We start from the raw sequence: 26,121 nt of genomic DNA, 5'->3' as shown, positions 1-26,121 counted from the left end.
GTGAGAAGGCGTGGGAGATTAAAATATTTTATAGGCGAGGGTGGAAAAGCGGTCTTTTCAAGACTCAGAAATGCAAAAGGCAGAGCCGAAGCTCTGCCTTGATATCCACTTTGCTGCGCCTGTAAGCGCATCGTTAAGTGATATTAGAACTGGTATTGCAGACCAACACCCACGATGTCGTCAGTGCTGCGACCCGCTGCTTTGGTGTAGCTGTTGTCGTCCAGCAGGTTGATTTTGTAGTCAACATAGGTAGACATGTTTTTGTTGAAGTAGTAGTAAGTACCAACTTCTACATATTTAACCAGGTCAGCATCGCCGCCAGCGTAGGTAGAACCGTTGTTGGTGAAACCGTTCAGGCTCTTACCTTTAGACTGCAGGTATGCGATAGATGGGCGCAGACCGAAATCGAACTGGTACTGAGCAACAACTTCGAAGTTCTGAGTTTTGTTAGCAATTGCATCCGGGTTACCGTAATCGGTGGTGTTACGTGATTCACCGTAGAAGGTTGCCAGGTACAGGTTGTTAGCGTCGTATTTAGCGCCGAATGCGTATGCGTCAGCTTTGTCGCCAGTGCCGTCTTGTTTCTGAGTAACAGTACGGTTAGAAGAGAAGTAAGCACCAGTGATGCTAACACCTGAGTTGCCGATAGCGTAAGCGGCAGAAGTACCCCAGCCGTCGCCATTGGAATCAACTGCGCCACGGCTGTCACGACCTTCGTCGTTTTTGCCCTGGTACTGTACAGCGAAGCTCAGGCCATCAACCAGACCGAAGAAGTTGCTGTTACGGTAAGTTGCCATGCCATTACCACGACCAATCATGAAGTTGTCGTTGTTCTGGTACATGGTGTCATCGCCATAGATTGGCAATTGGTCGGTGTAGGACATTACGTCGTAGATTACGCCGTAGTTACGACCGTAGTCGAAAGAACCTGCATCACCGAATTTCAGACCTGCGAAGCCCAGACGAGTTTTGTTGCCTTCGTCGCCAGCGCTTTCTGCATGGTTAGCCTGAACGTTGTATTCCCACTGGCCGTAACCGGTCAGTTGGTCATTAATTTGAGTTTCGCCTTTGAAGCCGAAACGGACATAGGTCTGGTCGCCATCGTCGCCAGCATTGTCAGAGAAGGTGTGACGTGCGTCAACTTTACCGTACAGATCCAGTTTGTTGCCATCTTTGTTATAGATCTCAGCTGCATTAGCTGCACCAGCAACTAACAGAGCAGGGATTACCACTGCAAGAATATTGCGCTTCATCATTATTATTACCCTCATTGGTTTTATTTGGACACCTGCCACTGCCTAAATAATTCTTTACGGAACTATTTACGAAAGTTTGGTGTCTCCTGTGTCTGAACGCACTATTCCATCCGTGGTGAGCTTAATCCACAGCGAAAATGCTACTAAATTACTAAATATGTTTCAGCAGGAAAGAATGTATTTCAAAATGTGTATTTTGCGGAACTTTGTGACAGGGATCTATCTTTGAAAATGACTAAGGCCAGCAAAGCTGGCCTTAGTTTTGTAACTATTATGTTAATTAAAAATAGTTTAATTAATTAGAAGGTTGCACTACGTGGTGTACGTGGGAACGGGATCACGTCACGAACGTTTTGAACACCGGTTACATAGGCGACTAAACGTTCAAAGCCAAGGCCGAAGCCTGAATGCGGGACTGTGCCGTAACGACGAAGATCGCGATACCACCAATAATCTTCTTTATTTAGCCCCATTTCAGCCATACGGGCGTCCAGTACGTCCAGACGTTCCTCACGCTGAGAGCCACCGATAATCTCACCAATGCCCGGTGCCAGAACATCCATTGCCGCGACGGTTTTACCATCGTCATTCATACGCATGTAGAAGGCTTTGATATCTTTCGGATAGTTTTTAACCACCACCGGCGCTTTGAAATGCTGTTCCGCGAGATAACGTTCATGCTCAGAAGAAAGGTCGACACCCCATGAAACCGGGTTTTCGAATTTCTGATCACAATTCATTAATATTTCTACTGCATCGGTGTAGTCTACCTGGGCGAAATCGGATGTTACAAATCGCTCAAGGCGTGCAACAGCATCTTTGTCTACACGGTCAGCAAAAAAGGCCATATCGTCTGCGCGTTCGTCTAAAACGGCTTTGAAAACATATTTAAGCATGTTTTCAGCCAGCGCTGCGATGTCATCCAGTGTCGCAAATGCGACTTCCGGTTCTACCATCCAGAATTCCGCAAGGTGACGGCTGGTGTTGGAATTCTCTGCACGGAAAGTCGGACCGAAGGTGTAAACCTTGGACAGCGCACAGGCATACGTTTCGCCGTTCAGCTGGCCGGAAACCGTCAGGAACGCTTCTTTGCCGAAGAAATCTTCGCTGAAGTCGATTTCGCCTTTGTCTGTACGCGGCAGATTTTGCAGATCCAGTGTCGATACGCGGAACATCTCACCGGCGCCTTCTGTATCGGAGGCAGTGATCAGCGGTGTGGACACCCAGAAATACCCGTTTTCATGATAGAAACGGTGAATGGCCTGAGAGAGGGTGTTGCGCACACGGGCGACAGCACCAATCAGATTGGTGCGCGGGCGAAGGTGAGCCACTTCACGCAGGTATTCGATGCTGTGGCGTTTTGCCGCCATCGGATAAGTATCAGGGTCATCCACCCAGCCAACAACGTTGACGGTCGTTGCCTGCAGCTCAAAACTCTGGCCTTCGCCAGGTGAGGCGACAACAATACCGGTCACTTCTACTGAACAACCCGTCGTCAGACGCAATACGTCTTCCTGATAATTGGGCAGAGAATTATTGATGACGGCCTGTAAAGGATTAAAGCAGGAGCCGTCATAAACGGCGACGAATGAGATACCAGCTTTAGAATCTCTCCGGGTACGTACCCAACCGCGTACGGTGACTTCACTGTCAACCGCAGCACGGCCTTGCAGTACGTCGACTACAGGCACAACGCTCATAGATTTCTCTCTTTCTTTATATATGTTGACTAAGAAATATTGGACACCCTGTAAATAGGGATTTTGCTATGTTACTTAGGCTTTCTCAGGACACAAGCAGAAATCGTCGTCAGCGGCCAAGAATTGTGGCGCGAATGAAGAGAGTTGTGGGGAAATATTGAGAGAGTGAATAAAAGCCGAGCAGAATTAGATCGCAAGTATATAAAGGAAAGAAAATCTGAATGAAGCGCCGGATTGATTTCCGGCACTTTAGGGAGAGTCAGGACGCTTTTTTCACCAGCGGCAGATCGAAAGCTTTGCGCAGGGCTTTAACAAAAGCTTTGTCCTGGCAAATCGTTTTGCCTGGGCTGTCAGAGAGTTTCGCGACAGGTTTGCCATTGCACTGTACCAATTTAATGACAATATTCAGCGGCTTCACGCCCGGAATATTACATGTCAGACGCGTACCAATCCCGAATATCAGATTCACCCGTTGATGGAAATGGCGATACAGGTGTAACGCTTTGTCCAGATCCAGATTGTCGGAAAAGACCAGCGTTTTGGTCATCGGGTCGATATCCAGCGCATGATAATGCGTTATCGCTTTCTCACCCCATTCAAACGGATCCCCGGAATCATGACGCAGTCCCTGATAGGCATTGGCGAATTTGCTGCCGAAATCACGCAGGAAAGCATCCATCGTAATGCAGTCAGTGAGAGCGATCCCCAGTTGATCCGGGTATTCGTCCAGCCAGGCCTGCAACGCCGCGCGCTGGCTGTTAGCCAGAACCGGGCTGATTTGCTGATGCGCCTGGAACCATTCGTGGGCTTGCGTGCCGACCGGTGCCAGCTGCAATTTATGCGCTAAATCGTAGTTACTGGTGCCGACCAGATAAGGGAATTCATTTTTCAGTGTGCTGACGATGGCTTCCTGAACTTCACCGGAGAAGCGGCGACGGGTACCGAAATCCATCAGACGGAAGGCACCGAGATCGATATCTGCGGCCTGTTCTTTAAAACTGGCGAGATTTTTACGCAGGTGCTCCACTGCCATTTGCGCCGTCACTTGTGGAGAACGCTGGCGATGGACAACTTCACTGATGACCGCGAGCAGCGGCACTTCCCACATAATCACTTCACGCCACGGGCCCTCGATGCGCACATGCAAATGTCCGTTGCGATCGGAAACCATTACATGTTCAGGATTGTAGCGGAAGGTTTTTAGCCAGTTCAGGTAATCCTGCGTGAAGAACGGCAGCCCGGAAAGGTAGGTGAACTCGTCGTCCGTCAGCGCCAGTTGACTCATCATCTGGATTTGCTGGCGGACCTCGCTGGCGTATTCGCCCAGCAGTTCATCACCACGGCAACGGAACTCTGCCACGACGCTGATGTTGTGGTAGCGATGGTAGACTGCTTGCTGCATATGAAGCTTGTAGGCATCGGTATCTAACAGCGAAGTCAAAATCGGGGAGGCGTATGGAGTCATAGCGCGTTTACAGCATCCTCGTCAGAAACTGAGTGTTTGAACACAAACAACCGTTCCGTAAAAAAAACGTTCTGGATAAAACAGCAAAGTCTGTGAAGTATACCGTATTATCCCGTCAAAGAACCCTCATCACATCATAATTGTCGGGGAATGGTCGAGGTCTAAATGTGCTTAAATGTAGGAAATATGGGCAAGCTGGCGATTTTTCGGCGTAAAAAAAGCACGAATTGATTACATAAATTTAATCAATCTGACATTAAGAAAGAAAAAACTGGGGCGATTAAACCCCGGTTTTCTTATGTTCATTTCGCTACGTTTGTTCACGATAGTAAACGAACTGATGTTTTCGAGAGTGATTCAGGTTTTTTTTGCCCCAAATACCGATCACCCGCATCACGACCAGTATGCTGAATACCATGAAGCTATACGACAAGCTGTCCGTGACGGTTGTGTTTTTACCGGATGCGCCAAAACCGCTGTTTTACAGAAATTTCTGTGTTTTGGTTGAAAGGTGCGCATACGCACTCACAAACTGGTAACAATCTGGGATTTCCTGATGCCTGTGGTAGAGTTTAAAGATAAAAAGTATGAAGGTCGTCCGGTGTGCTGGGCAGCGATTCGCTGACTTGCAAAACCTGCTTCATCAATCAAAATCGCCATCACTACTAACAACCAACACGTCAAAAGGTTTTTTATGACTCAACTGCCACAAGCCAAGTTCCGTCACGATTATCGTGCGCCGGACTATACCATCACGGACATTGACCTTAATTTCGAGCTTGATGCACAGAAGACCCTTGTGACTGCGGTCAGTCAGATTAAACGACAGGGCGCAGAGGGCGCGCCGCTGGTGCTCAACGGCGAAGATCTGACCCTTATTAGCCTGAAGGTTAACGGCCAGGACTGGCCAAAATATCAGTTAAAAGAAGGCGCACTGGAAATTACCGGTTTGCCGGAAGCCTTTGAACTGGCGATTGTTAATGAAATTCATCCGGCAAAAAACACTGCGCTGGAAGGATTGTATCTTTCCGGTGAAGCGCTTTGTACGCAGTGTGAAGCCGAGGGTTTCCGCCACATTACGTATTATCTGGATCGTCCGGATGTGCTGGCGCGTTTCACGACCCGCATTGTGGCGGATAAAGCCCGCTATCCGTATCTGCTGTCAAACGGTAACCGTATTGATCAGGGTGAGCTGGAAGGCGGCAAACACTGGATCAAATGGCAGGACCCGTTCCCGAAACCTTGCTACCTGTTTGCGCTGGTCGCGGGTGATTTTGATGTGTTGCGCGATTCCTTCAAAACCCGTTCCGGCCGGGATGTAGCGCTCGAACTGTTTGTCGATCGTGGCAATCTGGATCGTGCAGGCTGGGCGATGGAATCCCTGAAACAGTCCATGAAATGGGACGAAACCCGTTTTAATCTGGAATACGACCTCGACATCTTTATGATTGTCGCCGTTGATTTCTTCAACATGGGCGCAATGGAAAACAAAGGCCTGAATGTCTTTAACTCCAAATACGTGCTGGCAAAAGCAGAAACCGCAACCGATAAAGATTACCTCGGTATCGAAGCGGTGATCGGCCATGAATACTTCCATAACTGGACCGGCAACCGCGTGACCTGCCGCGACTGGTTCCAGCTGAGCCTGAAAGAAGGCCTGACCGTATTCCGCGATCAGGAATTCAGCTCTGATCTGGGCTCGCGTTCAGTTAACCGCATCGATAACGTACGTGTCATGCGTGGTGCGCAGTTCTCTGAAGATGCCAGCCCGATGGCGCACCCGATCCGTCCGGAAAAAGTCATTGAAATGAACAACTTCTACACCCTGACGGTGTACGAGAAAGGTTCAGAAGTTATTCGCATGCTGCACACTTTGCTGGGGGAAGAGAAATTCCAGGCTGGCATGCAGCTGTATTTCGAGCGTCATGATGGCAGCGCGGCAACCTGTGACGATTTTGTACAGGCGATGGAAGATGCCTCAAACGTCGATCTTTCTCTGTTCCGCCGCTGGTATAGCCAGTCTGGTACACCAGTGCTGACCGTGCGCGACGACTATGACGTGGAAAAACAGCAATACACCCTTACTGTCAGCCAGAAAACCCCGCCGACGCCTGATCAGACTGAAAAGCTGCCACTGCATATCCCGCTGGATATTGAACTGTATGACCCGCAGGGCAATGTGATTGCGCTGAAACAACAGGGTCAGACGGTCAGTAACGTGCTGAACGTGACTGAAGCTGAGCAGACGTTTGTGTTTGACGACGTGGAATATCCGCCGGTGCCTTCCTTACTACGTGAATTCTCCGCACCGGTGAAACTCGATTACAAATGGGGCGATCATCAGCTGACTTTCCTGATGAAATACGCGCGTAATGATTTCGCCCGCTGGGATGCGGCGCAAAGCCTGCTGGCAATTTACATCAAACTGAACGTAGCGCGTCATCAGCAGAAACAGCCATTGTCCCTGCCGTTGCATGTGGCAGATGCGTTCCGCGCGGTATTGCTGGATGAGAACATTGATCCGGCGCTGGCGTCGCAGATTCTGACTCTGCCGTCTGAAAATGAAATTGCTGAACTGTTCGATATTATCGATCCTGAAGCGATCAGCGCTGTTCACGATGCGATCACCCGTTGTCTGGCAACCGAGATGGCGGATGAATTCCTGGCGGTTTACAACGCTAACCGTCTGCCTGCATACCGCGTCGTGCATGAAGATATCGGTAAACGTTCGCTGCGTAACACCTGCCTGCATTATCTGGCCTTTGCCGATGTGACGCTGGCCGATCAACTTGTCAGAACGCAGTTTGAGCAGGCTGATAACATGACGGATTCTCTGGCGGCGATGTCTGCGGCGGTTTCTGCGCAACTGCCTTGCCGTGAATCCCTGATGGCGGCTTACGATGAGCGCTGGCATCACGACGGTCTGGTGATGGATAAATGGTTTATCCAGCAGGCGACCAGCCCGGCAGCCGATGTATTGCAGAAAGTCCGTTCACTGCTGAACCACCGTTCATTCAGCATGGGCAACCCTAACCGGGTCCGTTCATTAATCGGTGCTTTTGCGTCTGCAAATCCTTCCGCTTTCCACGCGGCAGATGGCAGCGGTTATCAGTTCCTGACTGAAATGCTGACTGATCTCAACACCCGTAACCCGCAGGTGGCTGCGCGTATGATCGAGCCACTGATCCGCCTGAAACGCTATGACCAGAACCGCCAGGCGCTGATGCGTCAGGCGCTGGAACAGCTGAAAGGGCTGGAAAATCTGTCCGGTGATTTGTTCGAGAAAATTACCAAAGCGTTAGATGCGTAATCGCAATTAACCGCAAAGCAAAAGGGCGATGGAAACATCGCCCTTTTTTCGTTTTGTATTCGCTGAACATAGAGATCAGTTTTGCGCGCGTTTTGCTTCCTGCGCCACCGTGTGTGAAGGCTGTGGCGTCAGCACGCGTTCCAGCACTTCGGCTTCCAGCTCCGCCAGTCGCGCAGAACCTTTACGACGCGGACGTGGCAAATCAACCGTTAAATCCATGCCAATCTGCCCCTGATCGATAAGGATCACACGGTCAGCGACGGTCACCGCTTCACTGACATCGTGCGTCACCAGCAGCACGGTGAAATCATGCTGCTGCCACAAACGCTCGATCAGGCTTTGCATCTCGATGCGCGTCAGGGCATCGAGTGCGCCCAGCGGTTCATCCAGTAACAGCAGGCGAGGGCGGTGGATTAATGCACGCGCCAGTGCCACGCGCTGTTTCTGTCCGCCGGATAATGCTGACGGCCAGTCGTCGGCACGATCTGCCAGCCCGACTTCTTCCAGTGCAGCTTGTGCGGCTTCACGCCACTGGCCTTTCAGGCCCAATCCCACGTTATCAATCACCTTTTTCCATGGCAGCAGGCGGTCATCCTGAAACATGAGACGCGTATCTTCGCGCACCTGACTCAGCGGTGCGCTGGCGCTGAGCAGTTCGCCCTGAGTGGTTTTTTCCAGCCCGGCCAGCAAACGCAGCAGGGTACTTTTGCCACAACCGCTGCGCCCGACGACGGCTACAAACTGGCCGGGCGGAATGCGCAGATTGATATCGTTCAGCACGGCGCGGTTACCGTATTTTTTGGTGATGCCGGACAGTGTCACCGGCGTGCCTTGCGGAATACGTGCGGGGGCGTTCATGCGGCATCTCCTTGTTTTTTCTGATATGCAGGGTGCCAGCGCAGCCAGACACTTTCCAGCAGGCGGGCAAGGACATCGGCCAGTTTGCCAAGAATGGCGTAAAGCACGATGGCGACAACCACGACGTCAGTTTGTAAAAACTCGCGGGCATTCATCGCCAGATAACCAATCCCGGAGTTGGCGGAAATGGTTTCGGCCACAATCAACGTCAGCCACATGAACCCCAGCGCAAATCGTACGCCGACCATAATTGAGGGCAACGCGCCCGGTAATACCACCTGAATAAACAGCGGGAAACCGGAAAGCCCGTAACTGCGCGACATTTCAAGCAGACCGCGGTCGATATTGCGGATGCCGTGGTAAGTGTTGAGATAAATCGGGAACAACGTTCCCAGCGCCACCAGGAAGATCTTGGCGGATTCATCAATGCCGAACCACAGGATCACCAGTGGGATCAGCGCCAGATGCGGAATGTTTCGTAGCATTTGCAGAGAACTGTCGAGCAGACGTTCGCCCCAGCGGGAAAGCCCGGTAATAAAGCCGAGAAGCAAGCCGAGACTGCCGCCGATAGCGAAACCAATCAGAGCGCGGAAGGTACTGATTTTCAGGTTCTGCCACAGCTCGCCACTCTTCGCCAGTGTCCAGAAGGCTTCCACCACTGCGCTGGGAGCGGGCAGAATGCGGTTGGATAACCAGCCCGCTTCGACAGCCAGCTGCCAGCCACCGATCAGAACCACCGGCACTACCCAGGGAGCAGCGCGGTTCAGCCAGCGTTGTGTCGTTGTCATCGGTATTCTCCTCAGTGCTGACTGGCGGTGCGTTTGGTCGCAAAGTCATGAGCGACCAGCTCGCCACGCGGCAAAATGGCTTTCTTCACAGTATTGTCATCTTCCGGTTTTGCCAGTTCCAGATGCGGGAACAGCAGTTCGCTGACGCGGTACGCTTCTTCCAGATGCGGATAACCGGAGAAAATAAAGGTATCGATGCCCAGATCAGCATATTCCTGCATACGTGCGGCGACGGTCGGGCCATCGCCCACCAGCGCCGTCCCGGCTCCGGTACGTACCAGACCAATGCCGGCCCAGAGATTCGGGCTGATTTCCAGCTTGTTGCGGTCGCCGCCGTGCAATGCCGCCATACGATGCTGGCCGACAGAGTCGGTTTTAGCGAAAGCTGCCTGCGCGCGTTGAATAGTTTCATCATCCACGTTGGCGATAAGTTTGTCGGCAGCACGCCAGGCTTCCTCGTTGGTTTCACGCACAATCACGTGCAGACGAATGCCGAAACGCACGGTGCGGCCTTGTGCGGCAGCTTTGGCACGCACCTGTTCAATTTTCTCTTTCACTAACGCCGGAGGTTCGCCCCAGGTCAGATAAAGTTCCACCTGCTCGGCGGCGAGATCCTGCGCTTCGTCGGAAGAACCACCGAAATACAGCGGCGGGCGGGGGTATTGAACCGGTGGATGCATCAGGCTCGCGCCTTTGACCTGAATGTGTTTGCCTTCGTAATCGACGGTTTCACCTTCCAGAACACGACGCCAGATACGCGTAAATTCCGCCGACGCTTCATAACGTTCTTTATGATTGAGGTGTAAACCTTCAGCCGCCAGTTCAGCCGGATCGCCACCGGTCACCAGATTAAACAGTGCACGACCGCCGGAAAGCCGGTCGAGTGTTGCCGCCTGACGGGCTGCCAGTGTCGGAGAAATAATGCCGGGACGCAGCGCCACCAGGAATTTGAGACGTTGCGTGACAGAAATCAGGGAAGCCGCTACCAGCCATGAGTCCTCGCATGAACGACCCGTTGGCAGTAGCACGCCGCCAAAACCTAAACGGTCAGCCGCTTGCGCGATCTGCTGAAGGTAGCCGTGATCGACCACGCGGGCACCTTCTTCTGTGCCTAAATAGCGGCCGTCGCCGTGGGTAGGTAAAAACCAGAATACGTTCAGACTCATCGTTGTGTTCCTCTCAAAGTGTGCGATTCGTTACCGCTCAGCGGCGGCTAAATGGATGTTCAGTTAGCTTGTACGGCTGGTTTCCAGATGCGGTCTTTAATTTCAACCGGCTTTGGCAAAATATGGTTCTGATAGAACAAATCGGCGGTTTGCTGCTGGCGCTTTTCTGTTTCTGCACTGACCGGCGTGATAGGCATATCCGGCAGATGATCCAGATAAGAGGCGACCACTTTTTCCGGTAACCCCATCGACTGAGAAAGCAGTTTGATACTTTGCTCACGGTCAGTTTTGGTCAGCGCATTCGCCTGCGTTAACACTTCCAGAACCTGACTGATGAACTGAGGATTGGCCTCGGTGTATTTTTTCGGTGCCAGATAGAAGGAGCCCGTCTGGTGGAGCGTCGAGCCGTCGGTCAGAACCCGCACATCACCCTGAACTTGCGCGGCCGAATAATACGGATCCCAGATAGCCCAGGCATCCACATCATGTTGCTGGAATGCGGCCCGTGCATCGGCAGGGGTCAGATAGACCGGCTGGATATCGCTGAATTTCAGGCCCGCCTGTTGCAGGGCACGCAACAGCAGGTTGTGCGAACTGGAGCCTTTCTGGAAAGCGACTTTATGGCCTTTGAGATCTGCGACGGTTTTGATCGGACTGTTGCTGTCGACCAGAATCACTTCTGCTTTCGGTTTCGGGGGTTCAGAGCCGATATACAACAAATCTGCCCCCGCTGCCTGCGCGAACAACGGCGGCAAATCACCGGTACCGCCCAGATCAATACTTCCGACGTTCAGCGCTTCAAGAATTTGCGGCCCGGCAGGGAATTCTACCCAGCTTATTTTTGTATCCGGGAAACGTTTTTCCAGTAACTGGTGTGATTTCGCCAGCACCAGTCCGACAGATCCTTTCTGATAGGCAATACGTAATTGCGCCGGATCCTTTTCCTGAGCCGTTACGGTGCCGCTCAGGAAAAGGCTGGTCAGCAGGCTGGCCACAACCGGGATACGGCGTAATAAAGAGAAAGAAGCAGGCATGATTAATTCCTTTTAAAGTCAGACACGCAGTGCTTGCGCAGAAAGGGATGCAACAGACGGAAGCTGCGGACGGCGGCGGCTCAGCGCCAGGTAGAAGTTTTCCAGAGATTCGATCAAACGCTCTTCCAGTGCGGGGGCCAGTTTCGCAGGGAACGTCTGATAATCGGTGATCAGGCTGTCATCTGCGAAAACGCCCTGCAAAACTTCCTGTGCTTTCAGCGAGGCGAGTACCGGTTTTAGGGCGTAGTCGACGGCCAGCATATGGCCGATAGATCCGGCTGTAGCCAGTGGCAACACCACTTTATGGTCGAGCGCGCGTTCTGGCAGTAAATCGAGCAGGGTTTTCAGTGCGCCGGAAAAAGACGCTTTATACACTGGTGTGGCGACGATCAGGCCATCAGCACTCGCCAGTTCAGCATTCAGTTGCTTGAGTTGCGGGCTGCCAAAATTAGCGAAAAGCAGATCGTCTGCTGAAAAATCCTGAATATTGTAGGTAAAGACTTCAACGCCACGGCTCGCCAGCCACTGGTGGCTGAGTGCCAGCAGGGAAGAGGAGCGGGAGGGTTGTCGCGGACTGCCTGCCAGAGTCACTACACGCATTTGCTTATTCCTTATAACAATCTGTTATAGAACTATCATTTTTCTTAACGAAGTGAGGTAAACCTAGCAGGCAGAGGCGGCGCAGCGGAAATCTCAATTTTGGCTATGGAAAGTTTCAAAACAGATAAAGCACGTGTCGGGTGTGCTGCGGGGCGATGGGGGGAAAGGAAATAAAAGTGAATTAAAGGTAACAAAAAAGTAATCGTTTGCGCAGCGAAGCAATTATTCGGCCAATATACCGGTTATCGTTTCCAATTAAGCGGCGCTTAGTCGATAATACCGCCCCGTCTAGCCACCGGGAATCCAGGAGTCTCCATGTATTATCCTCTTGTCAGGAAAGCACTGTTTCAGCTCGATCCAGAGCGCGCCCACGAGTTAACCTTTCGTCAGTTGAGCCGCATTTCCGGCACCCCGTTTGAATTCCTGATCCGCCAGTCAGTGCCGACCAAACCGGTAAACTGCATGGGATTATCCTTTAAGAACCCTTTGGGACTGGCCGCAGGCCTGGATAAAGACGGCGAATGTATTGATGCGCTGGGGGCAATGGGCTTTGGATTTATTGAAGTCGGTACTGTGACCCCGCGTGCGCAGGCCGGTAATGATAAGCCGCGTTTATTCCGTATTGTGGAAGCTGAAGGCCTGATTAACCGCATGGGTTTCAATAACCATGGCGTGGATAATCTGGTGAATAATGTCAAAAAATCACATTTTGGCGGCATTCTGGGGATTAATATTGGCAAGAATAAAGATACGCCTGTTGAGCACGGCGCAGACGATTATCTGACCTGTATGGAAAAGGTATATCCGTACGCCGGTTATATCGCGGTGAATATTTCATCACCTAACACGCCGGGATTACGTTCACTGCAATACGGTGAAGCGCTGGATGATTTGCTGGCAGCGATTAAGAATAAGCAGCTTGAGTTACAGCAACGCCATCAGAAATATGTGCCTGTTGCGGTGAAGATCGCACCGGATCTTTCTGAGGAAGAATTGATCCAAATAGCCGACAGTTTAGTGCGCCATAATATGGATGGCGTGATTGCGACGAATACCACACTCGATCGTAAACTGGTTCAGGGGCTAAATTATTGCGAACAGGTTGGTGGTCTGAGCGGGCGCCCGTTGCAGCTGCGCAGCACAGAAATTATCCGCATGCTCTCTCATGAATTACAAGGGCGTCTGCCGGTTATTGGTGTTGGCGGTATTGATTCATTAACGGCGGCCCGTGAGAAAATGGCCGCAGGCGCTTCCTTAATTCAAATCTATTCCGGCTTTATCTTTAAAGGTCCGGGTCTGATCAAAGATATTGTTACCCATATCTAATATTTTTCATCCTGAAGACGAGTCAGGGGTTTATTTATTAACCCGGCTCGTCTATATTTTGTCCACTGACCGTAATTCAGGCTCAGGATTTGTCTGATATCGTTTCGTTACTGAAAAATCTATTCTTACAGATTAGCCGGTAATGAAGTCAGGCAGAGGGCATGAGGGTAAACAGGATGACGAAATGAAAATTAAACCAGATGATAATTGGCGTTGGTATTTTGATACAGAACATGACCGGCTTATGCTGGACCTCGCCAATGGCATGATTTTCCGTTCCCGTTTTCCCGCCAAAATGTTAACTCCTGATGCTTTCGGAAATATGTCATTTTGTGTCGATGATGCGGCGCTGTATTTTGATTTTGAAGAACAGTGCAAACATATTCGTCTCGCAGCTGAACAACGCGCTGAATTAGTTCTGAACGCCTTAGTCGCTTATCGTTTTTTAAAACCGCTGATGCCGAAGAGCTGGCATTTCAGTCAGCAGATGCGTCCTTTCCAGCCTGCTAATGGTCAGCTTGCTCAGGTGCAGGTGATGGAAAGCGGTGAACAGGCGACATTACTGGTGGTGGAATCCGGTGATAATGCCAGTCTGTGCCTGCTGGCGCAGGAACGGCTGACGGTCGCAGGGCGCGGCATGGTGCTGGGGGATGCTATTAAAGTGATGCATGACCGGCTAATGCCAGCAGCATTCCGCGTTGACAGGGATGATGTTTACGATCAGGCAGTTTAGTTTCCTGCCTGATCCTCATTAAATACACCTCTAGCCGAGCACGATATCCGTAGCCGGAATACAACTACACGCTAATATCGTTCCATCTTTTCCCACTGCACTCTCTTTCAGCGGTGCCACTTTTCCTTCTTTCAATGTCATCCTGCACGCGCCACAAATTCCTGCACGACAGGAATAGGGGATACGTAATCCCTGCAATTCCAGCTGCTCGAGCAAAATCTGCTGATTGTTGCCGGTAAACTGCGTTCCCTGGTAATTAATGCTGACGTCCTGCGCGGTGCTTTTTGGCGCTTCCACATTTTCAATGATATCGCCCGCGCAGTAAGGCCGTGGTGGCCTGGTTGCCAGCACCTGAACGCTGTCGCCTGCGCGGATCACGCCGCTGTTGCGGGCAATCATGTTCTGACCGAAATCGACATCGCCGTCGCTGGCGGTACGATAACCCTGCAATGTTTTCAACGGTTCGCCACGCGGATGTTTGCGACCTTTTTCGATACTGACTGTGGTGAAAATACAGCGGCTGCAAGGTTTCACCAGATCGAAAATCACTTCCCCGATGCGGATCGTCTGCCAGCTGTCTTCGGCATAGGCTTGTGCGCCGCTGACCACGATGTTCGGCCTGAATTGCTCAATCCTGACACCGCCCGGACAGCGGCGCTGTAAATCCTGCATTGAGGCTTCATTGATCAGCAGATACGGGAATCCGTCAGCAAACGACAGCGGCACTTCCGGATGTTTTTTTACCCGGCGCGTCGGTTCATCGCCAACCCAGCGCAGTTGAACGTCACGCTTTAAATAGGCACTTAACCAGCGATTTACGGGTTCCGGCGCGATGAGTGAGGTAAACTGATTGCCCCAGACTTCCGTCGGCGAGTGAACGCCTGCGAAATCACGAAATTTGACTGTGATGCTTTCGCCTTCGGGCGCGGAGATCATCAGACCATCGGGCAGCAAAACCGGCGTGAACAGAACGAGGTTCGGATACTGGCGGGCTGTAATGAACATGCCTTGCGGATCGGTAATCATGAACTGGCGATCGAACGCCAGGCCGGTTGCTGTCACCAGCGAGTATGAAACCTGCAGGCCGCGCATGGATTTGACCGGGTGAACAAATAAACGTGAAAGAATGGGCACTGAAGACTGCCTCTCAGAGTGTAAAGTCTTAAGAAGAACCAGAGACTTTATGACAAGAGGCGGGGATTAGCTATAATGCGCAACAATTTTATTTTTGGTGATATGTCGATATGAACTCTTTGTTTGCCAGCACGGCGCGTGGACTGGAAGAACTGTTAAAAAGCGAACTGGAAACGCTGGGTGCGCAAGCCTGTAAAGTTGTGCAGGGAGGGGTGCATTTTGAAGGTGACGATCGCCTGCTGTACCGCAGCTTATTGTGGAGCCGTCTGGCTTCGCGCATCCTGTTGCCGCTGAACGAATTCAAAGTTCACAGCGATCTGGATCTTTATCTTGGCGTGATGGCGATCGACTGGCCGGCCGTTTTTGGCGTGGAAAAAACCTTCGCTGTGCATTTCAGCGGCCTGAATGACGAAATCCGTAACAGCCAGTACGGTGCACTGAAAGTGAAAGACGCCATCGTCGACAGCTTTACCCGCAAAATGGACGAACGCCCGAATGTGGCGAAACAGCAGCCCGACATCCGCGTAAACGTCTTCCTGCAACGTGATACTGCCAGCGTCGCGCTGGATCTCAGCGGCGAAGGCCTGCATCAGCGCGGCTACCGCGATCTGACCGGTCAGGCGCCGCTGAAAGAAAACCTGGCAGCAGCGATTGTAATGCGCTCCGGCTGGCAGGCGGGCACTCCGATGGTCGATCCGATGTGTGGTTCCGGGACATTGCTGATTGAAGCGGCAATGATCGCTGCCGATCGCGCACCGGGCTTACATCGTCAGCACTGGGGCTTTACCGGCTGGAATAAATTTGACGCTGAACTGTGGCGCGAACTGACCGCAGAAGCGCAGGTTCGTACCCGCCGTGCGGTGCAGGAAACCACTTCCCGTTTCTTCGGTTCTGATATCGACCGTCGTGTGATAGAGATGGCGCGTGCGAACGCCCGTCGCGCTGGTGTTGCGGAACTGATCAGCTTTGAAGCCTCAGAAGTTGGGAAACTGGTGAATCCGCTGCCGGAAGGCCCGGTGGGTACGGTCATCAGCAACCCGCCATACGGCGAGCGTCTGGAAAGCGAACCGGCATTGATTGCGCTGCATAACATGCTCGGCCGCATTATGAAGACCAAATTTGGTGGCTGGCAGTTGTCGCTGTTCAGTGCGTCACCGGAATTGCTGAGCTGCCTGCAACTGCGTGCTGAGCGCCAGTTCAAAGCTAAAAACGGCCCGCTGGAATGTGTGCAGAAAAACTATCAGCTGGCAGAAAACCCGACGGGTGCGGCCGGTACGCAAATGGCGGAAGATTACGCTAACCGCCTGCGTAAAAACGTCAAAAAACTGGAAAAATGGGCCAAACAGCAGGGCATTGAATGCTATCGCCTGTATGATGCCGATTTGCCGGATTATAACGTTGCGGTTGACCGCTATGGCAGCAAAGTGGTGGTGCAGGAATATGCGCCGCCAAAAACGGTTGATGCACAAAAAGCCCGTCAGCGCTTGTTTGACGTGATAAACGCCACCCTGTCTGTACTGGATATTTCATCCAGCCAGTTGATCCTGAAAACCCGTGAGCGCCAGAAAGGCACCAGTCAGTACGAGAAACTGGCGCAGAAAGGTGAGTTCCTGCTGGTTGAGGAATTCAACGCTAAACTGTGGGTTAACCTGACGGATTATCTCGATACCGGCTTGTTCCTTGATCACCGCATCGCCCGCAAAATGCTGGGTGAAATGAGCAAAGGTAAAGACTTCCTTAACCTGTTTGCTTACACCGGTACCGCCAGTGTTCATGCTGGCCTGGGCGGCGCGCGCAGCACGACCACGGTAGATATGTCCCGCACATATCTGGAATGGGCGGAAAAGAACCTGCGTGCCAACGATCTGACCGGCCGCCAGCATCGACTTATCCAGGCGGATTGCCTGTCTTATCTGGGCATGTGTGACGAACAGTTTGATGTGATCTTTATCGATCCACCGACGTTCTCCAACTCGAAACGTATGGCCGAAAGTTTTGACGTACAGCGTGATCATCTGGCTCTGATGAAAGATCTGAAACGCATTTTACGTCGCAACGGCACCATTATGTTCTCCAACAACAAGCGCGGTTTCCAGATGGATCTCGACGGACTGAGTAAACTGGGGCTGAGCGCGAAAGAAATCACCAGCCAAACCCTGTCACAGGATTTCGCCCGTAATCGTCAGATTCATAACTGCTGGCTGCTGTCCCATGCCGGCGAGGAAAAATAAAGTTTATGTCGTTAATTAGTATGTCAGGTGCCTGGCTGTCATTCAGTGACTCGCCGCTGTTGGATAACACCGAATTACACATCGAGCCGAATGAGCGTGTCTGTCTGGTTGGCCGTAACGGTGCCGGTAAATCGACGCTGATGAAGATCCTGAACCGCGAAGTGCCGCTTGATGACGGGCGTATCGTGTACGAGCAGGATTTGATTGTGGCGCGTCTGCAACAGGATCCGCCGCGCAATGTCGAAGGTACGGTGTTTGATTTCGTATCAGAAGGCGTGTTCGAGCAGGCTGAACATCTGAAGGCGTATCACGCGATTTCGCATCTGGTTGAAACCGACCCGAGCGAAAAGAACATGAACAAACTGGCTCAGGTGATGGAGATCCTCGATCATCAGGGCCTGTGGCAGCTCGACAGCCGTATCAACGAAGTATTGCTGAAACTGGGTCTGGATGCAGATACAGAGCTGAAATCCCTGTCCGGCGGCTGGCTGCGTAAAGCGGCGCTGGGCCGTGCTCTGGTCAGCGCGCCGCATATTCTGCTGCTCGATGAACCGACGAACCATCTGGATATCGAAAGTATCGCGTGGCTGGAAGATTTCCTGAAGGAATTCCAGGGCAGCATTATCTTCATTTCCCATGACCGTTCTTTCATCCGCAATATGGCGACGCGCATTGTCGATCTTGATCGCGGCAAACTGGTGTCTTATCCAGGTAATTACGAAGCCTATCTGCTGGCAAAAGAAGAAGCCTTACGCGTTGAAGAACTGCAGAACGCCGAGTTTGATAAAAAACTGGCGCAGGAAGAAGTGTGGATCCGTCAGGGTATCAAAGCCCGCCGTACCCGCAACGAAGGCCGCGTACGCGCTCTGAAAGCCCTGCGTAAAGAGCGTTCCGATCGCCGGGAAGTGATGGGCACCGCCAAAATGCAGGTGGTCGAAGCCGCGAGTTCAGGCAAGATTGTCTTTGAAATGGAAGACGTTTATTACAGCATTGCCGGAAAACAACTGGTGAGCAACTTCTCTGCGCAAGTCATGCGTGGTGATAAAATTGCGCTGATTGGCCCGAACGGTTGTGGTAAAACGACGTTGCTGAAACTGATGTTAAGTAAGATTCAGGCAGACAGCGGCCGTGTTCACTGTGGTACTAAACTGGAAGTGGCGTACTTCGACCAGCACCGTGCTGAGCTGGATCCTGAACGTACGGTGATGGATAACCTGGCCGAAGGTAAGCAGGAAGTGATGGTCAATGGCCGTGCACGCCATGTACTGGGCTACCTGCAGGACTTCCTGTTCCATCCGAAACGTGCCATGACACCGGTGAAAGCGCTGTCAGGTGGCGAGCGTAACCGTCTTCTGCTGGCAAAATTATTCCTGCGCCCAAGCAACCTGTTGATCCTCGATGAACCGACCAACGACCTGGATGTGGAAACTCTTGAACTCCTGGAAGAGATGATCGACAGCTATCAGGGCACGGTACTGCTGGTGAGCCATGATCGTGAATTCGTTGATAACTCGGCAACCGAATGCTGGATTTATGAAGGCGATGGCGTGATCAACAGCTATGTCGGTGGTTACCATGATGCACAGCATCAGCGCCGCAACCAGAAGCCAATCCGTCAGGCGGTGACCACGGAAAATAAACCCGCTGCACAACCTAAAGCAGAACCGGCCAAACGCACCGCGAATAAGCTCAGCTATAATCAGCAACGTGAGCTGGAACAATTGCCTTCGCAAATCAGCACTCTGGAAGAAAAAATCAGTGCCTTGCAACAGCAAATGAGCGATGCGAATTTCTTCACCCTTCCTCATGAAGAAACTCAGCAAGTGCTCACCGCTTTCGCTGCCGCAGAGCTTGAGTTAGAGCAGGCGTTTGAACGTTGGGAAGCGCTGGAAGCGCAGAAGAACGCTTAACACTGCCTCATGATTGGCAACCGGATAAAGGGAAGGCCGGTTGCCGATATTCGTAGTCTTTCCGCTGTTGAGGAGTCGATAGTGTGTTCTGACGCCCATGATCATGACCCGCACATATTATGTCCCCAATGCGATATGCTGGTGGCAATACCCGGCCTGCACATCGGGCAAAAAGCGGTGTGTCCCCGTTGCCACACTACGCTAACCTCCCGCTGGAATGAGCCTCGAAGACGTCCTGTCGGTTATGCCATCAGCGCGTTGTTCATGCTGTTGCTGGCCAATCTCTTTCCTTTCGTCAATATGAATGTTGCCGGGCTGAGCAGCGAAGTCACGCTGGTGCAAATCCCTCAGGTTCTGGTTTCAGAAGACTATGCCAGCATGGCGTCGTTATTCATGATCGTGGTGCAACTGCTCCCGGCCATTTGCATGCTGTCCATTATCATCCTCTGCCAGAGTTTCAATATTCCCGTTCGCTGGAAAGTTGTCATTGCCCGGACCTTATTCCAACTGAAAGCCTGGTGTATGGTCGAGATTTTCCTTGCCGGGGTACTGGTCAGTTTCGTGAAACTCATGGCTTATGGCGACGTGGGCGTGGGCAGCAGTTTTTATCCCTATGTCCTGTTTTGCCTTCTGCAATTGCGTGCCTTTCAGTGCACGGACCGTCTTTGGATATGGCAGCACATCGAACCTGCTCCGGCGGTAGATCAGCCACTGCGCATGGGAGAAAGCGGTCTGCGTCAGGGTCTGCGATCCTGTCATTGCTGCATGGCAATTTTACCGGTTGATCAGAAAGAATGTGGCCGTTGCAAAACCCATGGTCATGCACGGCGTAAAAATAGTCTGCAATGGACAATGGCTCTGCTGGTGACCTCCGTTCTGCTGTATATCCCGGCAAATCTGTTGCCTATCATGATCACTCAGGTACTGGGTAATCCGATACCGTCTACGATTATGGCCGGGGTGGCGCTGTTATGGAGCGAAGGTTCCTATCCCGTGGCTCTGGTTATTTTGATCGCCAGTATTATGGTGCCGACGCTCAAAATGATCGCTATTGGCTGGCTATGCTGGGATGCGAACTCTAATAAAGAGATCGACAGGGAACGATTACATGTCATTTACGAGGTGGTTGAGTTCGTTGGCCGCTGGTCAATGATCGACGTGTTTGTTATTGCGGTACTGGCGGCGCTGGTGAGAATGGGGCAACTGATGAGTATTTATCCGGATATTGGCGCGCTGCTATTCGCCGGCGTAGTTATCCTCACCATGTTTGCCGCAACGACATTTGACCCAAGGCTCATTTGGGATCGTGCTGGAATGAAGTCTACAAAGGAGCCACAAGATGGCGGGAAATAACATGGCAGAGCATGACGGAACTGCCAAAGTAGAGAAAATTAAACGCTGGTCGCCAGTGTGGATCGTACCGATCGTCACTGCGCTGATTGGCGCGTGGATCCTGTTTTATCACTACAGCCATCAGGGCCCGGAAGTCACGCTGATCACTACCACCGCTGAGGGCATCGAAGGTGGCAAAACCACCATCAAAAGCCGTAACGTCGATGTCGGTAAAGTAGAGTCCGTTACGCTTAGCGATGATTTACAACAAGTTATCATCAAAGCACGACTGAACACCGGTATGGAAAAAATGCTGCGCGGGGACTCTGTTTTTTGGGTAGTGAAACCGCAAATCGGACGTGAAGGCATCTCCGGTCTGGGCACATTATTGTCTGGCGCTTATATTCAGCTGCAGCCGGGTAACAAGGGGGGAGAAAAATCAGAATATAAACTGGATGACTCCCCCCCGCTGGCGTCACCTGATGCGAAAGGGATCCGCGTGAGTCTGGAAAGTGAGCGTTCCGGTCAGCTGAGTCCAGGCGACCCTGTGTTGTTCCGGGGTTTCCAGGTCGGTACGGTGGAAACCAGTCACTTTGATCCGAAAGCACGTAACATCAAATACCAGCTTTTCATCCGTGCGCCTTACGACACACTGGTGACTGACAACGTGCGTTTCTGGAAAGACAGCGGCGTGAATTTCGATATGTCTGCCGCCGGTATGCGTGTCGAAATGGGGTCACTGACCACGTTATTTAGTGGTGGTGTCAGCTTTGATATTCCGAATGGCTGGACGCAGGGCAACGAAGCCAAAAATGGTGACAGTTATAGGCTCTTTGATGATCAGAAAAGCATTCAGGAATCGCTGTATACCCGTCACACGGATTACGTGATGTTCTTCTCGGATTCTATTCGCGGTCTGCAACCTGGCGCACCTGTTGAATTCCGTGGTATTCGTCTGGGTACTGTGGCCGAAGTGCCTTATCCGATGAATGTGGTGAAACAGCAGATGTCGGACGATTATCGCATTCCTGTGCTGATCCGCATTGAACCCGATCGCTTCGTTCAACTGTTGGGCAGTAATTTCAATATTGAAGATCATATCCGTGACGGTATTGCTCAGGGTCTGCGTGCTTCGATGAAATCCGCCAACCTGTTAACAGGGGCGATGTATATCGATCTGGATTTCTATCCGAATGAGAAACCGTGGAAAGGGCCGCTGGAAATCGGCGGGCATAAATTGTTGCCGACGGTGAGCGGAGGCTTTGCACAGATTCAGCAAAAACTGATGACAACCCTCGATAAGATCAACAATCTGCCAATCGAACCGATGATGCGCGAAGCGACAAGTACGCTGGCTGAAAGTCAGAGGACGATGAAGTCAACGCAGAAAACGATTGAGTCTCTGAACGCGATTGTCAGCAGTAAAGAGATGAAAAATCTGCCTCAGGATATGCAGCAGACGCTGATTCAGTTGAACCGCAGCCTGAAAGGCTTCCAGCCTGGTTCGCCGGCGTACGGCAATCTGGTCGGCGATATGCAGAGTCTGGATAAAACCCTGCGTGAGCTGCAACCGGTATTGAAAACGCTGAATCAGAAAAGTAACGCACTGATTTTCGCTGCCCCAGGGCAAGATGATCCTCAGCCGAAGAAGGCCAAATAATGATGAAATGGATACCTGTCGTCTTAGCATTATTCCTGACTGCCTGTAGCAGCAGTGATCAGAAAACCTACTACCAGTTGCCTGTGCTGAGCAGCACCGTAACAACAGGTAGCGTGATGTCTGCAGGTGCCGTACAGCGGCATCTGTGGGTTGAGCGGGTGAGTGTTGCTGATTATCTGGCAGGGTCAGGGCTGGTATATCAGACCAATGATGTGCAGTACACGCTGACCCAGAATAATCTCTGGGCCAGTCCGTTGGATCAGCAACTACAGCAAGCACTGGTCACCTATTTACGCCGGGACTTGCCGGGCTCGCTGGTTTCCACTCAGGCGGCGAATACCGACGATCAGGATGTGCTGAACGTTAATGTCACCGGTTTCCATGGCCGCTATGACGGTATTGTGATCGTCAGTGGCAGCTGGAGCCTGACACGCAACGGGCAGATGATTCAGCGTGATTTCACCCTGAATCTCAAGCAAAACGAAGATGGCTATGACGCGCTGGTCAGAACGTTGGCTACCGGCTGGCAGCAAGAAGCGGGCCAGATTGCTGCGCAGATAAGATGACGTTTTTTTAAGCTTAATATTTTTTAAGTTAAAGATAAAAAATCCCGGTTTCTGACCTGACAGACACCGGGATTTTTTTATGGGGATCAGCCAGATGAGGGATTAACTGGCGCGATTATTTTGTGCACAATCCAATAATATAGCTCACGAATGTGACATTGGCGTGAATTTTGCGCATTGACCTCTCCTCATATTGCAGCTATTTGTTAGATGTGGACGCAGAAGCGGGCCACTGTTTTCTTTCCACCTGACCTGAATAATGAGGGATACAAGGCATGAAGAGACAAAAACGCGATCGCCTGGAACGGGCACAATCACGTGGATATCAAGCAGGTATTGGCGGACGCTCAAAAGAGATTTGTCCGTACCAATCATTAGATGCCCGATCACACTGGCTCGGGGGTTGGCGACAAGCCATGGAGGACAGGGCTGTTACCGCTTAAGCGGCTACCCTGTCAGAATAAGGAACAACCTCCGCTGCGCGCGGAGGTTTTTGTTTGCAGGGCAGAGTGCCCGTACAGCAGACATAAAAAAGGTGAACCCGGAGGCTCACCCTTTTTCAGACGTCGTGCAGGGCTTTATCAGAAAGCCGCAGCGTCTTTGAACAGACCCACTTTCAGATCAGTGGCGGTGTAAATTACCACGCCGTCAACCAGCACTTCACCATCAGCAACGCCCATGATCAGTTTACGGTTGATCACGCGTTTGAAGTTCAGGCGGTAGGTGACCAGCTTCGCGGTTGGCAGAACCTGACCAGTGAATTTCACTTCACCTACACCCAGTGCGCGGCCTTTGCCTTCGCCACCGAGCCAGCCCAGATAGAAGCCCACTAACTGCCACATGGCATCCAGACCCAGACAACCAGGCATTACCGGATCGCCAATAAAGTGACAACCAAAGAACCACAGATCAGGGTTGATATCTAATTCAGCTTCAACATAGCCTTTGCCATGGGTGCCGCCGTCTTCTTGCATCTTTACGATACGATCCATCATCAGCATATTGCCTGATGGTAACGGAGGGCCACCAGCGCCGAACAGTTCACTGCGGCCAGAAGCTACGAGGTCTTCTTTCGTATAGGAATCGCGTTTATCTACCATGTTCTATGTAAGCCTTATTTTAATGAAGGGCGAAGTTTAGCGAACAGCTGTAAGCTGAACAACTCCGATCAGCTGCGATTGAACCAGTTCAACCAGCGAAGAGGCCACGGATAACGCGGGCTGCCTTGCGATGTCGCCAGCGCAATACGCTGCTGAATTAATCCCAGCAGACTCGGACGCTCTTCTTCAGCTTCTTCTTCGTTTGTGTAAATCAATCCGGTCAGGATAGGCAGCGCTTCGGCTGCGTTATCAACTGCCCATAAATGAAACTGGCCTTCGCGAACGGCGTCCAGAACCTGCGGATGCAGGCACAGGTTGCGCACGTTGCTGGTTGGCAGAATGACCCCTTGTTTACCGGTCAAACCGCGACGTTGACAAACTTCGAAGAAACCTTCGATTTTCTCGTTTACGCCACCAATAGGTTGCACATTCCCAAACTGATCGACAGAGCCGGTGACCGCAATTTGCTGGTTGATCGGCTGCATCGACAACGCACTGATCAGTGCGCAGAGTTCAGCAAGTGAAGCGCTGTCGCCGTCCACTTCTCCGTAAGACTGCTCAAATACAATCGAGGCGGAAAAGGGCAGAGGCTGGTCGAGTTCTAACTCGGAAATCAGAAAGGCCTGCATAATCATCATGCCTTTGGCATGCAGATTACCACCTAACTCGGCTTTACGTTCGACGTCGGTAAATTCGCCGTCGCCGGCATGTACGACACAACTAATTCGGGAAGGTTCACCCAACGCTCGCGGATGCCCCGGATATTCCAGTACAGACAGGCCATTAATCTGCCCGACAACTTCGCCTTCTGTTTCAATGCGAATTTGTCCAAGTTCGATTTCATCCTGCATACGCTCCTGGAGATAACTCTCACGCCATGCACGTGCACCGGATGCCGCCTCAAGAGACTTAACGCTCAGCAACTCGTCTTCATTATAGAGTGCAGCTTCGCTAAGCTGGGTGTTCAGCCATACCGGATCGAGTGTCAGACTGCCCTGATCGGTGCTGTGACGAATGGCCATTTTCAGAAACTCGGGCCATGCATCAGCGGCCAGGCGTGGGATCTCAAGCTCATCAGCCAGCGTATTGACATAACCACACCAGGTTTCCATATCGCTTTCTTCCGTCAGCGGCAGGTCGGCTTCAAATTCACCATAAATGGAAGAATCCACCAACTCTGGCTCCATATCACTGAGGTCACCAAGCGATAAGCGGTCACCGACCAGAATCAGGCGAATATCCAAAGGCATCGGAGGGACTGTCACAGGTAAAGGTGTCGTCTCATCTGGTGAGACCCAATGATATTGACCTTCGGTGATCATCTGTTTCAGACGCAACCACATCAGAGGCTGCGCGATGAGGGTACGGATGGAAAGTACCAGCACACCGCCATTCACCTGGTGTACCAATCCCGGCTCCAGCTGGATCTGGTCTTTGTAAATGCGCACGCACCCGAACAGCTGTTCAGGTTCAACCCATTCACGATACTGGCAGGTCGATTTCGCCGCGAATGCATCTTCCGCTGTCTTCGCCGCCAGCAGCGTTACCTTATTGCCTTCAATATGGTAACGGTTACCCGTGACTTCCGCCGGTTCAGGTAGTAAGTCGCTGACCACCTGCGTAATACGTGACAAGTATTCGCGATTTTCCTGCGCCTTGAGCGTCATAAAACGCACACGTGAGCGGGGATGACAAAACAGCGTTAAACCATTTTCCAGCCGGGGCTGAATTCCTGCAAAATCGACAGGGGCTAACTGGGCAGCCGTTGCAAAGATTGCCTCGTAAGGCGCGGAGTCGGGCAGTAAAAGCTGCCAGTCAAGTCGGTTATTGGTCAATGTGTTAGCTGTTTTCTATAAAAAGGGAAAGTGCGATTATACAAGAATAAATCCGGCTGCATACAATGAGAGTCGTAGCGGAATTGGTCTTAGTGCACATTGCTGTACAGGCGGGTA

The 26,121-nt window shown here is 51.7% G+C and carries 20 protein-coding genes; 9 read left to right on the top strand and 11 right to left on the bottom strand.

Annotated features, from left to right (window positions below):
- Positions 1-143: 143 nt before the first annotated feature.
- The 3 genes from ompC to pncB all read right to left on the bottom strand — a co-directional run bounded on the left by ompC (position 144) and on the right by pncB (position 4,421).
- Positions 144-1,256, bottom strand: coding sequence for a porin OmpC (gene ompC, locus EX31_RS18140; RefSeq protein WP_037036012.1), 1,113 nt, complete (start codon positions 1,254-1,256; stop codon positions 144-146).
- Between the two features lie 299 nt (positions 1,257-1,555).
- Positions 1,556-2,956: an asparagine--tRNA ligase gene (asnS, locus tag EX31_RS18135; RefSeq protein ID WP_013574855.1), complete on the bottom strand. Its 1,401-nt coding sequence runs from the start codon at positions 2,954-2,956 to the stop codon at positions 1,556-1,558.
- Positions 2,957-3,215: 259 nt separating this feature from the next.
- Positions 3,216-4,421, bottom strand: a complete 1,206-nt coding sequence (gene pncB, locus EX31_RS18130) for a nicotinate phosphoribosyltransferase (protein ID WP_013574856.1) — start codon at positions 4,419-4,421, stop codon at positions 3,216-3,218.
- A gap of 694 nt (positions 4,422-5,115) precedes the next feature.
- Here pncB and pepN point away from each other — a divergent pair.
- Positions 5,116-7,731: an aminopeptidase N gene (gene pepN, locus EX31_RS18125; protein WP_037036010.1), complete on the top strand. Its 2,616-nt coding sequence runs from the start codon at positions 5,116-5,118 to the stop codon at positions 7,729-7,731.
- A gap of 75 nt (positions 7,732-7,806) precedes the next feature.
- Here pepN and ssuB read toward each other — a convergent pair whose 3' ends face one another.
- From ssuB to ssuE, 5 genes are read right to left on the bottom strand one after another with little or no spacing between them, the layout of a single operon-like run.
- Positions 7,807-8,589 (bottom strand): aliphatic sulfonates ABC transporter ATP-binding protein, encoded by a 783-nt coding sequence (ssuB, locus tag EX31_RS18120; RefSeq protein ID WP_037036008.1) that lies wholly within the window; start codon positions 8,587-8,589, stop codon positions 7,807-7,809.
- A complete protein-coding gene (gene ssuC, locus EX31_RS18115; protein WP_013574859.1) occupies positions 8,586-9,377 on the bottom strand; it encodes an aliphatic sulfonate ABC transporter permease SsuC in 792 nt (263 codons plus the stop codon). Before ssuC ends, ssuB begins: the two co-directional genes overlap by 4 nt.
- Positions 9,378-9,388: 11 nt before the next feature.
- Positions 9,389-10,543, bottom strand: a complete 1,155-nt coding sequence (ssuD, locus tag EX31_RS18110) for an FMNH2-dependent alkanesulfonate monooxygenase (RefSeq protein WP_037036006.1) — start codon at positions 10,541-10,543, stop codon at positions 9,389-9,391.
- A 59-nt stretch (positions 10,544-10,602) separates the two neighbouring features.
- Positions 10,603-11,577, bottom strand: a complete 975-nt coding sequence (locus EX31_RS18105; protein WP_037036004.1) for a sulfonate ABC transporter substrate-binding protein — start codon at positions 11,575-11,577, stop codon at positions 10,603-10,605.
- Between the two features lie 18 nt (positions 11,578-11,595).
- On the bottom strand, positions 11,596-12,177 hold the full coding sequence (gene ssuE / locus EX31_RS18100; RefSeq protein ID WP_013574862.1) for an NADPH-dependent FMN reductase: 582 nt from the start codon (positions 12,175-12,177) through the stop codon (positions 11,596-11,598).
- A gap of 315 nt (positions 12,178-12,492) precedes the next feature.
- Here ssuE and pyrD point away from each other — a divergent pair, with 315 nt between their 5' ends.
- A complete protein-coding gene (pyrD, locus tag EX31_RS18095; RefSeq protein ID WP_013574863.1) occupies positions 12,493-13,503 on the top strand; it encodes a quinone-dependent dihydroorotate dehydrogenase in 1,011 nt (336 codons plus the stop codon).
- Positions 13,504-13,687: 184 nt separating this feature from the next.
- The gene (locus EX31_RS18090) at positions 13,688-14,236 is read left to right on the top strand and encodes a cell division protein ZapC (protein ID WP_013574864.1); all 549 of its coding nucleotides are present in this window, start codon (positions 13,688-13,690) and stop codon (positions 14,234-14,236) included.
- A gap of 30 nt (positions 14,237-14,266) precedes the next feature.
- Here the strand turns inward: EX31_RS18090 and EX31_RS18085 are convergent, their stop codons facing one another.
- Positions 14,267-15,370, bottom strand: coding sequence for a YcbX family protein (locus tag EX31_RS18085; protein ID WP_037036002.1), 1,104 nt, complete (start codon positions 15,368-15,370; stop codon positions 14,267-14,269).
- A 110-nt stretch (positions 15,371-15,480) separates the two neighbouring features.
- Between EX31_RS18085 and rlmKL the strand changes: the two genes are divergently transcribed.
- The 6 genes from rlmKL (at position 15,481) to rmf (ending at position 23,512) form a co-directional block, all read left to right on the top strand.
- Positions 15,481-17,601 carry a bifunctional 23S rRNA (guanine(2069)-N(7))-methyltransferase RlmK/23S rRNA (guanine(2445)-N(2))-methyltransferase RlmL gene (gene rlmKL, locus EX31_RS18080; RefSeq protein WP_013574866.1) on the top strand — a complete coding sequence of 707 codons (2,121 nt, stop codon included), beginning with the start codon at positions 15,481-15,483 and terminating at the stop codon, positions 17,599-17,601.
- A 5-nt stretch (positions 17,602-17,606) separates the two neighbouring features.
- A complete protein-coding gene (locus EX31_RS18075; RefSeq protein WP_013574867.1) occupies positions 17,607-19,511 on the top strand; it encodes an ABC transporter ATP-binding protein in 1,905 nt (634 codons plus the stop codon).
- Between the two features lie 78 nt (positions 19,512-19,589).
- A complete protein-coding gene (pqiA, locus tag EX31_RS18070) occupies positions 19,590-20,864 on the top strand; it encodes a membrane integrity-associated transporter subunit PqiA (RefSeq protein WP_369794817.1) in 1,275 nt (424 codons plus the stop codon).
- Complete coding sequence (gene pqiB, locus EX31_RS18065; RefSeq protein ID WP_081925220.1) at positions 20,851-22,503, top strand: intermembrane transport protein PqiB; 1,653 nt, start codon at positions 20,851-20,853, stop codon at positions 22,501-22,503. The genes pqiA and pqiB overlap by 14 nt, the downstream gene beginning before the upstream one ends.
- Positions 22,503-23,069, top strand: coding sequence for a membrane integrity-associated transporter subunit PqiC (gene pqiC, locus EX31_RS18060; RefSeq protein ID WP_013574870.1), 567 nt, complete (start codon positions 22,503-22,505; stop codon positions 23,067-23,069). Before pqiB ends, pqiC begins: the two co-directional genes overlap by 1 nt.
- Positions 23,070-23,344: 275 nt before the next feature.
- Positions 23,345-23,512: a ribosome modulation factor gene (gene rmf, locus EX31_RS25540; protein WP_013574871.1), complete on the top strand. Its 168-nt coding sequence runs from the start codon at positions 23,345-23,347 to the stop codon at positions 23,510-23,512.
- A 138-nt stretch (positions 23,513-23,650) separates the two neighbouring features.
- On the opposite strand, the gene fabA is transcribed toward rmf, so the two are convergent.
- Both fabA and EX31_RS18050 read right to left on the bottom strand, forming a co-directional pair.
- Positions 23,651-24,169 (bottom strand): bifunctional 3-hydroxydecanoyl-ACP dehydratase/trans-2-decenoyl-ACP isomerase, encoded by a 519-nt coding sequence (gene fabA / locus EX31_RS18055; protein WP_013574872.1) that lies wholly within the window; start codon positions 24,167-24,169, stop codon positions 23,651-23,653.
- A 68-nt stretch (positions 24,170-24,237) separates the two neighbouring features.
- Complete coding sequence (locus EX31_RS18050) at positions 24,238-26,004, bottom strand: AAA family ATPase (RefSeq protein WP_013574873.1); 1,767 nt, start codon at positions 26,002-26,004, stop codon at positions 24,238-24,240.
- Positions 26,005-26,121 lie beyond the last annotated feature (117 nt).

Source organism: Rahnella sp. WP5, from assembly GCF_000745615.1.
GTDB lineage: Bacteria > Pseudomonadota > Gammaproteobacteria > Enterobacterales > Enterobacteriaceae > Rahnella > Rahnella aceris.
The sequence above is the reverse complement of the archived record's forward strand: the minus strand, read 5'-3'. Positions and strand labels throughout refer to the sequence as shown.